Raw genomic sequence first — 15,338 nt, 5'->3', positions numbered from 1 at the left:
ACATGTGCGACCAGCATCGGCGTGGGTTTATCGGCCGTTTGGGTATCGGGGGCCTGCTCCTGACACCGCTTGCCGCTGCCCTTTCAGGCTGCAGCAGCAAGGGTGGCTGGCCGGACGGCATGGCCGAGATCAAGTGGGACCGCGACACCTGCGTGCGCTGCAGCATGGTCATTTCCGACCGCCGCTTTGCTGCCGAGATGCGCGGCGGCCCGAACAACACCGTTTTCAAGTTCGATGACCCCGGCTGCCTCGCCTTCTGGCTCAAGGAAAAGGCCGACAAATACCCGTGGATGGCCGATGCCGACACCCGCATGTGGGTGGCCGACTTCAGCAGCAAGAGCCGCGAGGAGATGACCTGGCTCGACCCCAAGCGCGCCCATTTCATCACCAAGACCTCGCCGATGGGCTACAACTTCGCTGCCGTATCGATGCCGATGCCGGGCAGCCTTGATTTCACCGACATGCGCCGGCACACGCTGGCCAAAGGTAAATAAGCACATGAAACAACTGTGGCTGACCGCCAAACTCGATATCGTCGAATCCCTGCGCGCCCGCTGGTTCCAGATCTACACCCTGGTCTTCGGCGGCATCGTTGCCCTGCTATTCCTCTTCGGCCTGACCGAATCGCGCGTTCTCGGCTTCATTGGCCTGTCCCGCCTGCTCGTCACCTATATCCAGTTGACCATGGCCATCCTGCCCATTTTCGTGCTGATCACCACGGTGCGTTCGGTGGCTGGCGACCGTGAGGCCGGCGTCTTCGAATACCTGCTGTCGCTGCCGGTGTCCCTGTCGGCCTGGTTCTGGGGCAAGATCGTCGGCCGCTACATCGTCGTCTTCGCACCGGTTTTCCTGGCCATGCTCGGCGCCGTCATCTGGGCGACCATCCAGGGCATCGAGGTGCCGTGGGACATGTTCGGCTACTACACTGCCCTGCTCGCCGTCATGGCCGCCTGCTTCCTGGGCATCGGCATGCTCATCTCGGCCATCGCGCGCACCACCGACATGGCGCAGGGTGCCGCCTTCATGGTCTGGCTCTTCCTGCTGCTCTTCCTCGACCTCATCCTGCTCGGCGTCATGATCCAGGGCAAGGTGGCGCCGGAACTCGCCGTCACGCTGGCCCTGGCCAACCCGCTGCAGGTCTTCCGCACCGCTGCGCTGGCGCTATTTGATCCACAACTGATTGTCCTCGGCCCCTCTGCCTACGTCATCCTCGACCTGTTCGGCACGGCCGGCTACAAGGTTTTCGCGCTGGCCTACCCGGCGACGCTCGGTATCCTCAGTGCTACCATCGGCTACTTCATCTTCCGCCGTGGTGACCTGCCTTGAAGAAGCTGTTTGCACTTTTCATTTTTGGCCTTTTTTCCGGGTTGACCGTAGCAGAGGAAATTTCATCCATTCCTCTCTTCGCCGCCACGCTCAACGATCTCGACGACAAGCCGGTGGCCCTTGAGCGCTACAGGGGCAAGCCCCTCGTCGTCAATTTCTGGGCTCGCTGGTGCGGCCCCTGCCGGGCTGAAATCCCCGAGCTGATCAAGTTCCGCGCCACCAACAAGGGCAAGATCGAGGTCCTGGGCATCGGCATCGAGGACAAGGCCGAACCGGCCAGGGACTTCGCCAAGGCTTACGAGATGGATTACCCGGTCTTCATTGCCAAGGAAAAAGGCATCCCGCTCATGCAGGCGCTCGGCAACACCAAGGGCGGCCTGCCCTACACGCTGTTCATCGACCGCAACGGCAACGTGACCCAGAAAAAAATGGGTTTGATCCGGAAGGTTGATCTGGATGCAGCACAGGAAGCGCTGCTCAAAAAATAGGCCCCATCCGCCCAGAACAAGAGGCGAGCCGGATATTTATTCGTTGCATTTCAGTTGCGACGCGAGTTCGCCCGGCATGTTCTCATCATTCAGGGTGCGTAGGATTTCCTCGAGGGCATCTGCCGCTTCCATTGCCAGGGTCAATGCCTCGGGACGACCATGACGGGCACTATCGTCCGCTTGCTTGGCCAGTTGATAGAGTGCATCGGCGCGAATGTTACCGCTCGTCCCTTTCAGCGTATGCGTCATGAAAGCCAGTGCCTGGAAATCCTCCCGATTGACTGCATCACGTAATTTGGTAGGTATCTCGGCCAGCGATTGCTTGACGGTTGCCAACAGTTTTTCGATAAATGCCTGGCGATGGTTGAAGCGTGCGGCAAGCGCCGGCCAGTTGATTACGGTGGTGGCGCTTTCGCTGATGGCGGGTAGCGTCTGATTGCCACGGTCGACACCGACAGGCACCACTTTTTTTCCGAGCTGCTGGAGAATCGCAGCGACCAGATGGTCGATGTCGATCGGCTTGGTGATGTGCTCGACCATGCCGGCAGCGAGACACTTGTCACGCTCTTCGCCAAGGGCATGGGCGGTGAGACCGATGACCGGCAGCGTCGGCGCTATTTCATGAATTCGCCGCGTAGCCTCATGACCATCCATGAGCGGCATTTGAACATCCATCAGCACCAGATCAAATGCACACGGATGGTCTATTACCTGATCGACCGCCTCGCGGCCGTTGACCACAAACGTCGTCCGGGCGCCCTCGTTACTCAGAATTTCCTCAAGGACAATTCGATTCAGTTCGTAATCATCCGCGGCCAGGATGCTGACTCCGATCAGGCGTGCCACCGATGAAAAATCGCCATGCCCTGACTGGCTTTGTTCAAACTCACCGAGCAGATGACGCAGGCGCAACGGCCGCTGGATAGTAAAAGCGTGGTCACTTAGCGCGCATGGGCGTTCGGTCTGTGTTCCTGGCGTGGTCAGTACGATGGGGCGCAGCGACCCAGGTGGCGGGGTCACGCAGTGCTTTTCCAGTTCCTCCTCGCTGAACAAGAGCAGCTCCGGCAATGGCAAGGAAAACGCCCCCGAAACCTCAGCTTTTTCAACAGTGATCCCATACTTCTCGAGATCATCCGCCAGCCAGCCGCATTCCACGCTGCTGAGTCCTACCTGACGAACCCGTGAGTAGCGCTTGGAGAGGATTGCCTCGGGACTATCCAATACGGCAATCGGCAGTTGCAACTCGAACGACGAACCGACGCCGGGACGACTTTCAACCACCATCTTGCCGCCCATGGCCTCTACCAGCCGGGCGCTGATTGCCAAACCCAGGCCGGTCCCCCCAAAGCGCCGCGTGGTTGATGGGTCTGCCTGCTCAAAAGGCGTAAATAGACGGTCAATCTGATCCTCGGTCATGCCAATGCCGCTATCACTGACCTGAAAACTGATGTCTGCACCGGCTCGCGTGACGGAAAGACTGACAATGCCCCGCTCGGTAAATTTGATCGCATTCGAAAGAAGATTGAGCAGTACCTGATTCAAACGCGTGGGATCGCCCGAAACCTCGAGTGGCAGATCGGGATCTTCGCTCACCCTGAACAGCAAACCCTTGCTGTAAGCGCGCTCGGCGGTGAGATCGACAACCCGGTCAATCGTTTCGCCAAGCTTGAAAGTAACCTGCTCAACGGTCAGTTTTCCCGACTCGATCTTTGAATAGTCGAGAATGTCGTTGACCACGCTGAGCAGATGTTTGCCCGAGTCGAGAATGCGCTGAAAATTGACTTGCGCCTTGCGCCCCACGTTATCGCGGACGCCCGTTTGCGCCAGACCGAGCACGGCATTCATCGGTGTCCGAATCTCATGGCTCATGTTAGCGAGAAATTCGCTCTTGGCGAGCGCCAGACGTTTTGCTTCGGCCAACGCCTGCAGGGTGGCATGCTCTGCATTTTTAAGCTCATTGATGTCCTGAACGACACCATGAGCTGCGATCAGCTGTCCGTTTTCATCGAGGAGTAGCTCAGCCCGTTCACGAACCCACTTGATTTCTCCATTGACCACAATGCGATGTTCAACATCGTAAGGCGGGCTACTTTGAGCCGCTTGCCAAACGCGCATTACTCGCTCTCTGTCGTCCGGATAAATCGATTCGATAAAACTGGCGAGCGTCATGGGGGCATCGCAGGGAATACCGAAAATGCGATAAGTCTCATTTGACCAGGAGAGTTTGCCGAGCGTGGCATCCAGATGCCAACTGCCGAGATGCGAAATAGCCTGAGCCCGCTCCAGATCAGCCGTACGGATGCCGAGAGTCCGTTCTGTTTCTTTCAGCGTCGTGATGTCGGTAGCAAACAAGTAGAGGCCTTGCACTTGACCATCAACAACGTCCGGGATGTAGGTCACCAGGTTGTAAGCGATGGAACCATCGACTTTGGTCGATGAGCGTTCAAACTCCTGACGTTGCCCCAGCAATGCCGCCTGCAGGAACGGTTCGCTTTTTCGCGAAAGCTCATCACCGAGCAACTCCTGCACAGTGATGCCAAGCATTTCCTCCGGCTTTTTGTTGAACCAGACCAGATATGCGGCATTGGCAAACCTGCAACGCAAATCGGCACCCCAGTAACTCACCATCGCCGGGACATTGTCGGTGATCGTGTGGATGAATTTTTCTTTGGCAACGAGCGCCAGATTGAGTTTTTCCAATTCTCCAGTACGTTGGCAAACGAGTTCTTCAAGATGGTGACGATGGAGTTCCAGTTCGTTCGAGCTGCGTTTGCGTTCAGTGATGTCTTCAAAAAGCGAGACGTAATGGCTGATATTGCCGTCACCTTGACGCAGCGGGGAAATAGTCTGGTAAGCCGTAAAAATGCTGCCGCTCTTGGAACGGTTGATCACCTCGCCGCGCCAAGATTTTCCGGCCTTCAATGTTTGCCAAAGAACGGCAAAGGTTTCCGGAGGAGTCTGACCCGAATTGAGCAGGCTGGGGTTGCGCCCTTTAACCTCTTCCGGGCGGTAACCGGTAATTTTGCAGAAGGCCTCGTTAACAAACTCGATTTCCGCCGCCGTGTTGGTAATAACGATGGCATTTGAGCTTTGTTCGACCGCCAGTGACAGTTTGGCGAGAGCTTCCTCGGTCCGTTTGCGCTTGATATAGGCAGCAATAACCCCGCCTGCAGCGCTGAGGAATTTTTCTGCGACTCCATTGCGCTGACTACTGGCCGGGAGGTAGAGCATGAGGACGCCGAGCATTTCGTCCGCTGTCAGTAGCGGCTGGCAATAGTGGCCGTGATCAGCAATATCTTTGTAGGCAATTTCGTGGCAGGCATCAACATGCCCGGCGAAAACCACTTTTCGGCTGGTCGCCGCGCGACCACAGAGACAGCGATCAATCGGCAGATGATGACATCGGGAAAGCACCCCCGGCGGCAGATTGCGAGATACGCTTAACGCCAGCCCCGCCTTGTCTTCGGCGGCCAGATGAATACCGCCTTGAGGTAGTGCGGCAAGCCAGGGAATAGCCAGCAATTGATCAAGGCAGCGTTGCAGCGTCTCTTCCATGGAGGCCCCGGAGACGGTGGTTTCGATCAGGCTGCGCAGCACTGACTGCTGTTCCCGGTCACGCTCCACCGCCGCTTCAGTGGCCTTGCGCTCGGAAATATCGATATGGCTGATGACCGCCCCATTGCCATTGGCCAGCGGCGTCACCAGCATGTTGAACCAACGCTCCCCTACTGGCGAATGGCAAGCATATTCCACTGAGTAGGAAGGGATGCTACCGTCCAGAACGCCTTCTATGCCACTGCGCACTGCAGCCGCCTGACCATCCAAATCCACTGCTCGGCTGCATACCGCCAGATAATTTACACCGCAAGCGTTCCGGGTTGCCTCGTCGCCACCGTTGGCCACGGCAAAGTCCTGCCAGGCGCGGTTGGTATGGCAGATCGTGCCGCCAGCATCAATGACCACCACCGCATGACCGAGCGACTCGATGATGCCGAGGGTCAGATCTTCGCCTTGGCGCGGCAAGGCGTCGACACCAAAAAGCGCTCTCCGGTAGGCCGCATTGCCATGCAGCCAGAAATGGACACCAAAGCTGGTGACAACAATGATGCCTGCAGTCAGCACTCGCTCAGCCGGCTGGTAGAGTATGCCAAGGGCCAGCAGGGCGAGACCGGCAATAGTCAGCGGCAAATAGCGGAGATATCGTAAAACGGCTGTGGCAACCCCTGATCTGGCGCCTTTGAATTTGAATCGCCAGTGGGTAGGCATGGCTTTGAAAACCTGCAACTCGTTACAATATCCCTACTCTAATGTAAGCATTGCCTTATTTCAAGTAACCTATTACTTATGGACTAAGTACATCAATTTCCTTAGCCTGATTTCACAAGAGACCAAACCCGTGGCGTTTGGCGTATTCAAATAACTCGACGTTGTTCTCCAGACCGAGCTTGCGCATCAGGCGGCTCTTCTGAACGCTGACTGTCTTGGCGCTGCGCCCGAACTGCGCGGCGATTTCCTTGATATTGGCGCCCCGCGCCAGATGTTCCAGAATGGATCTTTCCCGCGGCGAAAGAATTTCCGGCAGGGGCTCGCTGCTATCAAGACGCTCGAAAAGCAAGGCATTGGTGAGGCGCGGATCCATAAAGCGCCCACCTGCTGCAACCGTGCGAATGGCCACCAGCAATATTTCGGCACCCGCATCCTTGGTCACGAAACCAGTGGCGCCGGCCTGAATCGCCCGGGCAGCGAGATGCGGTTCGCTGTGCATGGTAAGCACCAGAATCGGCAGCAGTGGCTGGCTACTGCGTAGCTGGCTGATCAAGTCAATACCGCCATCCGGCATGGAAAGATCGAGCAGGAGCAGGTCAAAATTCTTTTTCCTGACGGCGAGGACAGTGCCGGCGCCGTCTTCACTTTCTCCAGCGACGACAAACTCCGGGCAGGTTCCAACGATATGCCCCAGCCCCTTGCGCACAATCAGGTGGTCATCAGCAATCCAGAGGCGAATTTTCTTCACGTTGTTGCTTTCCGTTTAATTGGTATCTCAACTGCGACAATGGTTCCCTTGCCGGGCGCCGAAATGACGTTCAGAGAAGCGCCCAACATGGCAGTGCGTTCCTGCATGCCCATCAGGCCAAAGGATTGGTCGTTGGCGCCGAGCAAAGCGCTGTCAAAGCCCAGACCGTCATCTTGTATTTTGAGATTCAGCGACTCGGCTGTCGACACGATGTGCACAGAAACTGATTGTGCATGGGCATGGCGGGCAACATTGGTGAGCGATTCCTGGACAATCCGAAAGATCGATGTCGCATGGTCTCCATTGAGTTGCGGATCCGGTCCGCTCAAGGTCAGGCGGCAGGCGACACCGCTACGACCGTAGAAATCCGTAGCCAGAACCTCAAGGGCCGGGAGCAGACCATGGTCCAGTTGAACCGGATGCAGATCGCGTGTAATCCGGCGCAGCACGGTCTGAGTCACGTCGAGATAGCCCTGAAGCTCCAGTCCGATCTGGTTGGCTTGGCTGGTCGTCACCTCGGAGGTGAGTTGCAGGGCTGACACCATGAAATTCATGCCAGTCAACAATTGGCCCAACTCATCATGCAGCTCGCGGGCGAGATGGTTCCGTTCATTCTCCCGAATCTGGTCCTGGCGAATCAGGATTTGCCGCAGCGCCTGCTGCGACTCTTCCAGCTTGGCCTCGGCACGCTTGACCATGGTGACGTCAGTAATCACGGCGTAAAAGCCGGCAATCTCATTGCCGGCACGCTCCGGAATATACTCGACAAGGAGATGGCCGATTTCACCCGAGGGCTTTTTCAGGGTGCGCTCAAATCGCCGATGCTCCCCACCGATTGCCGCGTCAATATCCGCCTTTTGGAATAGGAACAGCTTTTCCCCAATCACCTCCCGGATCGATTTGCCCTGCATTTGCTCGGGCGTCTTGCCGAACCACTCCAGATAGGCCCGATTGGCAAAGCAGCAATGCAAAGTTTTGTCCCAATGACTCACCATGCTGGGCAGCGCATCGGTGAAGGTGCGCAAAAACCGCTCGTTAGCTTCCAGTGCTTGCTCGGCAAGTTTCCGTTCGGTGATATCGAAAGCGGTAAAGCTGCTTCCCAGCGCAGAATTGGCGGGATCGATCGAGGCCGAGGCCAGTAATATATGCCGCAAGCCTCCTGTTTTCTGGCGCCAAACAGTTTCTATGACACCCCGTCCGCACGATCTGATCTGGGCATACTTTTCCTCTCCGACGCGAATGAACTCAGCATCCGAGGGATAGAGGAAGCGAGCCGATTGGCCGATCAACTCCTCGGCTGAGTAGCCGGTAATTGTGGTCATCGCCTCATTGACTTCCCGTATCTGGCGCTCGACGACTACACCGATACCAAGCGGAGAGGCCTGGAGGATCGAGCGCATGCGGGCATCGTTTTGCTTTAGCAGCACAGTGCGCTCGGCGACCAATTCCTGCAGGTGCTTGCGGTGCTGCTCAAGTTCGACAGCACTCTGCTTCTGTTCGGCGACATCGACACCAAAGCCAATGATGCAGACTTTGTCATCGAGTTCGATACTTCGCCCTGAGAAATAATGCGGAATACGCCTGCCGTCGCGAGCAAGAAGAGGCGCATCAAGGAAGCTTTCACCCTTGATCAGCGTTTCTTCAATTGCCTTGCTGACCAGTGGCTGGATACCCGGCTCAAAAAATGCCAGCGCCCCCATCCTGGATATGGCATCACCGTCGTAGCCGGTAACTGTCTCCAGATTCTTGTTCCAGCGCAGGACGTGGCCGGCATCGTCGAGCAGGTAAAAGACGCCGGGAGCCGAATCGATAATCTCGCTGGTTAGCCGTAGCTGACTTCGCAAGGCCTGCTCGGCCAGTTTTTGTTCAGTGATTGCGGCGTGCGCGATGACCGCGCTGCCAGTCTCATCGGCGTGCCCCCCGAAAGAAGAGGCGGGCCGATTGGCGACCCTGGCAACGGTGCCGATTGCAACCGGTGGACTGCCACTACTCTCGGCTTCGACATGGCAGAGGCGCAAACAGACTCGAGACCATAATCCGCCATTGTGACGCATCTGAAATTCATGCTCGGCGCGGTCGGCATCGGCTACCTCGGCGGCAGCTATCATGGTTTGTACGGCCTGCCGATCAACGGGTTGGACAAGGTCCATCCACGCAGCAAGGGTAGTCGGAGCTTCGGCAACTGAGTAGCCGAGCAGAGCGCGGAGATACTCGCTCCAGAGAACGCGGCCAGTGGCAGGTTCATAAACCCAGACACCGAGGCCAGCCGCTTCGAGCGCAGCCAAAAGGTGCCGGTCGGTGACACCGAATTCACGAAATATGATCTGGTTTTGAGCAGTCAATTAACCTACTTGCTTGGCTGGATTTATTGAATTCGGAGCACTAATGTGTGTTTGTGCTCGTCTCAAATGCAGAGGCTAGCATAGCTTGATATTGCGATTGATCGGCTTGAAGGAGAAAAGGCGGTGCCACATCGGCGAGGCCGAAGCGAAGGCACCCGGCCGAGACAAGAAAATCAATCCCGACACCAAGAAACAAGCGGCTAAGCGACCTAGGTCACAGACCATCCGAATACCGCCGGATATAGTCGCTCGGCCTGCAGCCCAGCCATTGCGCCGCTGCCCTCGACAATCACCACAGAACTGGAGAGATCATGAAATTCACTCACCTTGCATCCACCCTCCTCGTCGCCGGCCTCGCGCTCGGCACCACCGCCAGCCATGCCGACGGCCTGAAGTTCTTTCCCGGCCTCGACAAGGGTTTCAAAGCCGAGCCGTCACTCGCCGTCACCGCTGGCGTCATGAGTGCCTCGGCCACCGACGATGACTCGATGTTTGTCTACGGTCTTGATTTCAACATGAACTGCGGCCTGATCCAGACGCCGGACAACCGTATCCGTACCCATATCCAGATCAACCACACCGACGAATCCGGCATGAAGGCGACCTCATTCGAACTGTCACCGCGCTACACCGTGCCGCTCGGCAGCGGCTTCTCGGTCGGCGCCGGCCCGGTGCTCGGCGTTGTCCTGGCCGACAACGGCCGCAATGACAAGAGCCTGTTCGGCTACGGCGCCGTGGTCGGCGCCAACTACCGCAAGGGCCTGTATTATTCGGGCCTTGATCTGCGCTATCTGAACACCAGCGAGAGCGACAATGTCAGCTTCGAAAACTGGGCGCTGATGGCCAAGGTCGGCATCAACTTCTGATCAAGCAAGCGACCGGAAACAAAAATGGAAGGCCGATGCCTTCCATTTTTTGGCCTTTTTCCCGGTTGACCGTGGAATTCAGCTAATCAATCGCTTTCAGGAAACGCTGACGCGCCTGTTCCAGTTCAGCATGTTCGGCTTCGCCAACCAGCCGCTGGCAAGTCTCGAAAAAGTTGTTGAAAGCCTTGCGCACCACCGCCCCTTCGAGCCGGCCCTTGCCTTCCGTGGCGGGAGCCTCAAGCGAGCGGAGCACGGCGTGGCGGGGAATGATGCGCTGCCCGCCCGCTTCTGAAGAAGCCGTCAGCGGACCGGTCTTGAAATAAACAACGCCCTCGTATTCAAAACGGGCGCCCATCGGCAGATCCTGAAGTTTCATTGCGTGTTTCCAGTGATGCATTCCTGAATAACGGATCGGGGCGCAAGCGCCCCCTTTTCGCTTGAATCTTAGCGTTAATCCCCGCTTAAGTTTCGCCTAAGCCGCCATTAAGACTCGCTCCCTACACTCCTTCTCCATCAACACAAAAAGGAGAACGATGATGAGAGCCATTCCCGCCGTAGCGCTGCTGCTCGCCAGCCTGGCCTGCCACGCCGAGACGCCGCCGCAGATTCGTCAGATTTATGTCGCCGAAGCCAGCGCCCAACAGAACGGCTTCACGCCATCGGCCAAACGCGGCGACGCCTTCTTCCGCCAGCGTTTTGCCATCAACGACAAGATGCCGGCGTGCACCAGTTGCCACACCGAGAGCCCGTTGAACCCCGGTCAGCATGCCGTCACCGGCAAAGCCATCAAGCCGCTGGCCGTCGCCGCCAACCCGGACCGCCTGAGCGACCCGGCCAAGGTCGAAAAATGGTTCGGCCGCAACTGCAAGGAAGTCGTCGGCCGCGCCTGCACGCCGGCCGAGAAGGCCGATTTCGTCACTTTCCTGAGCGAGGTACGCTGAAATGAAACGCCTATTCCTGATAGCCCTGCTCGGCAGCGCCTTCCCGGCTCTGGCTGATCGTCTGCCGATGCCGGCCAACGCACCGGCCAGCTTCACGTCCGAATGCAGCAGTTGCCACATCGCCTACCAACCAGCCCTCTTGCAGGCCAACGACTGGCGCAAGCTGATGGCCGGCCTGAGAGACCATTTCGGCAGTGATGCCACGGTCGACCGGAAAACCGAGCAAGAAATCACCGCCTTTCTCGAGCGCAATGCCGGCAGCGCCAGCCGCCTGGGCAACGCCGGCAATCCGCCGCGCATCACCCAGACCGCCCGCTTCATCGGCAAACATGACGAAATCCCGGCCAAGTACTGGCGCGATCCGCGCGTCAAGTCGGCGGCCAACTGCGAAGCCTGTCACCCCGGTGCCGCCAAGGGCAACTACAACGAGCACGACATCAGCATTCGAGAACTGCGCGAGTAAATCATGAAAAAAATTCTTGTCTGGGACTGGCCGGTTCGCCTCGGCCACTGGCTCATGGTCGGCGGCTTCATCCTCGCCTGGCTGACCTCGGAAAGCGAAACCTGGCGGCTCGTGCATGCCTTTTCCGGCTCGGTCGTCATCGCCGTCGCGCTGTTTCGCCTGCCCTGGGGTTTCATCGGCTCGCGCTACGCCCGCTTCGTTGAATTCGTCCGCGGCCCGGCCTCCGTCATCGATTACCTGCGCAGCCTGATCAGGCTGGAACCGGACCACCACACCGGCCACAACCCGGCCGGCGGCTGGGCCATCATGCTGCTGCTCGGCCTCGGCATCGCCACCGGCGTCGTCGGCTGGGCGATGTACAACGAGCTTGGCGGCGAATGGCTGGAAGACCTGCACGAAGGTCTGGCCGCGACGATGCTCACTGTCGTCTTCATCCACGTTGCCGGCATCATATCGGGCAGCCTGCTGCACGGCGAAAATCTCGTCCGCGCCATGATTACCGGCCACAAACAGGGTTCTCCGGATGAAGCCATCCCGTCGGCCCGGCCACTGGCTGCGATCTTCCTGCTGGTCTGGGTTGCCGCTGCCAGCTGGTGGCTGGCTAGCTAAGTGATCTGCTTCGCAATTGATCGATCCATGAAAGCTTGTCTTTGTGCCCCTGGCGTTGTTGCTCATCCTCGCAATAGCGTCTGCTATTGCTGTGGTTCGCGCCTAGCCATGAACACAAATCCGGCGCTTTCATCTTGGCTCGCCAATTACGAAGCAGACCACTAGAATCCGCCCATGCGAATTTTGCTTGTCGAAGACGACCCCGAACTCGGCGACGGCCTGACCGTCGGCCTGCGCCAGGCCGGCTTTGCGGTCGACTGGCTGCGCGATGGCAATTCGGCTGATCAGGCCTTGCAAAGCGAAAGTTTCGATCTGGTCGTCCTCGACCTCGGTCTGCCCCGCCTGTCCGGCATGGACGTCCTCAGTCGCGCCCGTGGCCGGGGGCTGACCGTGCCCATCCTCATCCTGACCGCCCGCGATGCTACCGGCGACAAGGTATCCGGCCTCGATGCCGGGGCTGACGACTACCTCGTCAAACCCATCGACCTCGACGAACTGAGCGCCCGCATCCGCGCCCTGACCCGGCGCAGCGCCGGCCGCGCCGCGCCGCTGCTGACCCATGGCGAACTGGCCGTCGACCTGGCGGCCCACCGCGTCACGCTGGCCGGCGATGAAATCGAACTGTCCAGCCGCGAGTACTCGCTGCTCCAGATGCTGCTTGAAAACGCCGGCCGCGTCCTGACCCGTACCCAGCTCGAACAATCGGTCTATGGCTGGCGTGACGAACCCGACAGCAACGCCCTCGAAGTGCACATCCACCACCTGCGCAAGAAACTCGGCGGTGACCTGATCCGTACCCTGCGCGGCGTTGGCTACACCATCCCGAAATGAGCGACCCGGTAGTGAAAACGGTCTGGTTCTCGCTGCGCCGCCGCCTGCTCGGCCTGCTGCTCGGTGGCGTCTCCGCTGCCTGGCTGGTGACCGTGGCTTTCAGCTACATCGACGCCCATCATGAAGTCGACGAGTTGTTCGACGCCCAGCTCAGTCAGGCCGCCCAAACCCTGCTCGCCCTGGCCAGCCACGACGAGGGCGACGATATCGAGGACCTTGGCGAAGCCACGCACAAATACCAGCGCCGCCTGCGTTTCCAGATCTGGCGCGCCGATGGAACGCTGCTCATGCGTTCCAAAAATGCCCCAAAATTCCCGTTGACCGCGGAAATCGGCTTTTCCGAGACCCAAAACGCCCCGGATGGCCATTGGCGACATTTCAGCCAGTGGAACGAAGATCATAGTCTGCAGGTCCAGGTCAGCGAAAACCACCACATCCGCGACGAACTGATCGGCCAGATTGCCTGGCGCCTGCTCCTCCCCGCGCTCTTCGGCCTGCCATTGATCGGCCTCTGGGTCTGGCTTGCCACCCGCAAAGGCTTCGCCTCGCTCAATGGCATCGCCAGCCAGATCGCCAGCCGCGACCCGCAACAGTTACACCCCCTGCACCCAGCCGCCGCACCGGAAGAAATCCGCACCCTGCTTGAATCACTCAACGGCTTGTTCCAGCGCGTCGAACACACGTTGGAGTCCGAACGCCGCTTCACGGCCGACGCCGCGCACGAGCTGCGCACCCCGCTCGCCGCACTGCAGGCCCAGTTGCAGGTCGCTCAACGGGCCCGCGACAACGACGAACGCGACCGCTCGCTGAGCCAGTTGCAAAGTGGCCTGACCCGTGCTGCCCACCTGGTCGACCAGATGCTGCATCTGGCCCGCCTTGATCCGGAATCCGGCCTGCCCGACCCGCAGATCGTCGATCTGGCCCGGCTGGCCGAAGATGTCTGCGCCGCCCTTGGACCGCAGATTCTGGCCAAAAATATCGATTTCGACCTCACCGCAACACCTGACAGTCAGGTTACCGGGCAAGCCGAGTGGCTGGGCGTGCTGATCCGCAACCTGGTGGACAATGCTGTTCGCTACACGCCGGAAGGCGGTCAGGTCCGCGTCGGGATTGTTCGGGGAAAAACCTTTGTCCGCTTGTCGATCGCCGACAGCGGCCCAGGTATTCCCGTCGAAGAACGCGAATCCGTCCTCCGTCGCTTCCATCGTCTGAATCAGGGAAACCAGCCTGGCAGCGGCCTCGGGCTGGCCATCGTCGCCCGCATTGCCGAGTTGCATGGTGCGCTCCTGCAACTCGATACGTCGAATACGCCAAAAGGCCTATTGGTCACGGTACAATTCCCTGTTCGCCAAGCAATACCCTGAACTCGGTATGCTGTGAACGACAGATCGGCCAAGATTCAGCGATACTTGACCGAGCCGTAGCAATGCTTTTCTGTAGAAGATCATGACCACTGCGCACCAACTGGCCCAAGTACCAAGCACCACCGACACCCCGCCCGAAGGCACCCGCCGCATTATCGACGGGCTGGAGCGCGTGTTCTACGACGGCTACTGGATCAAGACCTACCCGGTCCCCGCCGACACGCTGGAAGCCAAGAAGAAGCTGATCGATGCCCTGACCCGGCGCCTGTTCAACCACACCGAGCATGGCCTCAACATTCCCGGCACCCGTCTCCACGAGGCGCGTACCAACTACGTGGAGGAAGCCGACCCGGCGCGCAAGCGCGTCAAGGGCGCCATGCTGGCCGGCGCGTTGTTCAACCGGGCAGCCGATATTTTCCGCAAACTGGTCGAGTTGCAGGCCTGCGGCATTGAAATCCTCAGCGACAATCCGCTCATGCGCGAATGCGGCAAATGCCTGCTCGACGCCATGGAACTGGGTCGTTGCGTCATGCACCGGAGTGGCGAAGAAGGCATCGACGAACTGTGGGGCGAACCTTTCCGCGCCTTCTCGATTCCCCTCGAAGACTTCTACGAGAGCCGCTACATCAAGATCGGTCAGGTCCTGCGCGACATCGACCTGATTTCCAATGCAATGATCGATAACTTCAGCGGCATTCCGGCCTTCTCCGACATCGAGGGCCCCATCCGCGACCTCGCCGTTGCCGCCAAGATCAAGACCGAAACCCTGCGCACCGATAGCGACATCTTCGACGTCTGGGCGCGTATGGTCACCGCTGGCGAACGCCTAGCCGACCTCACCGTACTGACCGGGCCTGCCATCTACAGCGCACCGTTCACCTACAACCTGTCGGACGGCCTGCAGCTGATTCGCCAGGGCCGCGACCTGATTTTCTACGTTTCCCGGGCAAGAACAGCCATGCCGAAAAGCACGCGGGAATACATAGAGCGCTGCAAGAATTACCTGGCCACCGGCCGTGCGCCGCTGTTCCCGGCGCACTTTCCGGCCTGACGCAAAAGCCAGTCTGTCGTACTCGACGGTACCGAGCAGCCAT

Annotated in this window: 14 protein-coding genes; 10 read left to right on the top strand and 4 right to left on the bottom strand. The window is 58.9% G+C overall.

All coding sequences use genetic code 11. The annotated features are described in order from the left end of the window. Positions 1 to 2: 2 nt before the first annotated feature. From AC07TV_RS08840 to AC07TV_RS08830, 3 genes are read left to right on the top strand one after another with little or no spacing between them, the layout of a single operon-like run. Positions 3 to 494 carry a hypothetical protein gene (locus AC07TV_RS08840; RefSeq protein WP_494648025.1) on the top strand — a complete coding sequence of 164 codons (492 nt, stop codon included), beginning with the start codon at positions 3 to 5 and terminating at the stop codon, positions 492 to 494. Between the two features lie 4 nt (positions 495 to 498). Then, positions 499 to 1,326 (top strand): ABC transporter permease, encoded by an 828-nt coding sequence (locus AC07TV_RS08835; protein WP_494648024.1) that lies wholly within the window; start codon positions 499 to 501, stop codon positions 1,324 to 1,326. Then, entirely contained in the window at positions 1,323 to 1,814 is a 492-nt protein-coding gene (locus AC07TV_RS08830; protein ID WP_494648023.1) for a TlpA family protein disulfide reductase, read from the top strand. The genes AC07TV_RS08835 and AC07TV_RS08830 overlap by 4 nt, the downstream gene beginning before the upstream one ends. Positions 1,815 to 1,850: 36 nt before the next feature. Here AC07TV_RS08830 and AC07TV_RS08825 read toward each other — a convergent pair whose 3' ends face one another. The 3 genes from AC07TV_RS08825 to AC07TV_RS08815 form a co-directional block, all read right to left on the bottom strand. After that, entirely contained in the window at positions 1,851 to 6,080 is a 4,230-nt protein-coding gene (locus AC07TV_RS08825) for a PAS domain S-box protein (protein WP_494648022.1), read from the bottom strand. 112 nt (positions 6,081 to 6,192) lie between these two features. Further along, entirely contained in the window at positions 6,193 to 6,828 is a 636-nt protein-coding gene (locus AC07TV_RS08820) for a response regulator (protein WP_494648021.1), read from the bottom strand. After that, positions 6,825 to 9,113 (bottom strand): sensor histidine kinase, encoded by a 2,289-nt coding sequence (locus AC07TV_RS08815; RefSeq protein ID WP_494648020.1) that lies wholly within the window; start codon positions 9,111 to 9,113, stop codon positions 6,825 to 6,827. The genes AC07TV_RS08820 and AC07TV_RS08815 overlap by 4 nt, the downstream gene beginning before the upstream one ends. 368 nt (positions 9,114 to 9,481) lie before the next feature. Here AC07TV_RS08815 and AC07TV_RS08810 point away from each other — a divergent pair, with 368 nt between their 5' ends. After that, positions 9,482 to 10,036 carry a hypothetical protein gene (locus tag AC07TV_RS08810; protein ID WP_494648019.1) on the top strand — a complete coding sequence of 185 codons (555 nt, stop codon included), beginning with the start codon at positions 9,482 to 9,484 and terminating at the stop codon, positions 10,034 to 10,036. Between the two features lie 82 nt (positions 10,037 to 10,118). On the opposite strand, the gene AC07TV_RS08805 is transcribed toward AC07TV_RS08810, so the two are convergent. Beyond that, on the bottom strand, positions 10,119 to 10,412 hold the full coding sequence (locus AC07TV_RS08805; protein ID WP_494648018.1) for a hypothetical protein: 294 nt from the start codon (positions 10,410 to 10,412) through the stop codon (positions 10,119 to 10,121). A gap of 160 nt (positions 10,413 to 10,572) precedes the next feature. Between AC07TV_RS08805 and AC07TV_RS08800 the strand changes: the two genes are divergently transcribed. The 6 genes from AC07TV_RS08800 to AC07TV_RS08775 all read left to right on the top strand — a co-directional run bounded on the left by AC07TV_RS08800 (position 10,573) and on the right by AC07TV_RS08775 (position 15,295). Then, entirely contained in the window at positions 10,573 to 10,977 is a 405-nt protein-coding gene (locus tag AC07TV_RS08800) for a DUF1924 domain-containing protein (RefSeq protein WP_494648017.1), read from the top strand. A gap of 1 nt (position 10,978) precedes the next feature. Further along, a complete protein-coding gene (locus tag AC07TV_RS08795; RefSeq protein ID WP_494648016.1) occupies positions 10,979 to 11,440 on the top strand; it encodes a diheme cytochrome c in 462 nt (153 codons plus the stop codon). Positions 11,441 to 11,443: 3 nt separating this feature from the next. Further along, complete coding sequence (locus tag AC07TV_RS08790; protein ID WP_494648015.1) at positions 11,444 to 12,049, top strand: cytochrome b/b6 domain-containing protein; 606 nt, start codon at positions 11,444 to 11,446, stop codon at positions 12,047 to 12,049. Positions 12,050 to 12,223: 174 nt separating this feature from the next. Next, positions 12,224 to 12,880 (top strand): response regulator, encoded by a 657-nt coding sequence (locus AC07TV_RS08785; protein ID WP_494648014.1) that lies wholly within the window; start codon positions 12,224 to 12,226, stop codon positions 12,878 to 12,880. Then, positions 12,877 to 14,244, top strand: coding sequence for an ATP-binding protein (locus AC07TV_RS08780; protein ID WP_494648013.1), 1,368 nt, complete (start codon positions 12,877 to 12,879; stop codon positions 14,242 to 14,244). The genes AC07TV_RS08785 and AC07TV_RS08780 overlap by 4 nt, the downstream gene beginning before the upstream one ends. A gap of 82 nt (positions 14,245 to 14,326) precedes the next feature. Next, the gene (locus AC07TV_RS08775) at positions 14,327 to 15,295 is read left to right on the top strand and encodes a hypothetical protein (RefSeq protein WP_494648012.1); all 969 of its coding nucleotides are present in this window, start codon (positions 14,327 to 14,329) and stop codon (positions 15,293 to 15,295) included. Positions 15,296 to 15,338 lie beyond the last annotated feature (43 nt).

The organism is Azonexus sp. GW821-FHT04F04, from assembly GCF_059420025.1.
Note: the sequence above shows the minus strand (reverse complement) of the source record. Positions and strands in the feature narration are given on the sequence as shown.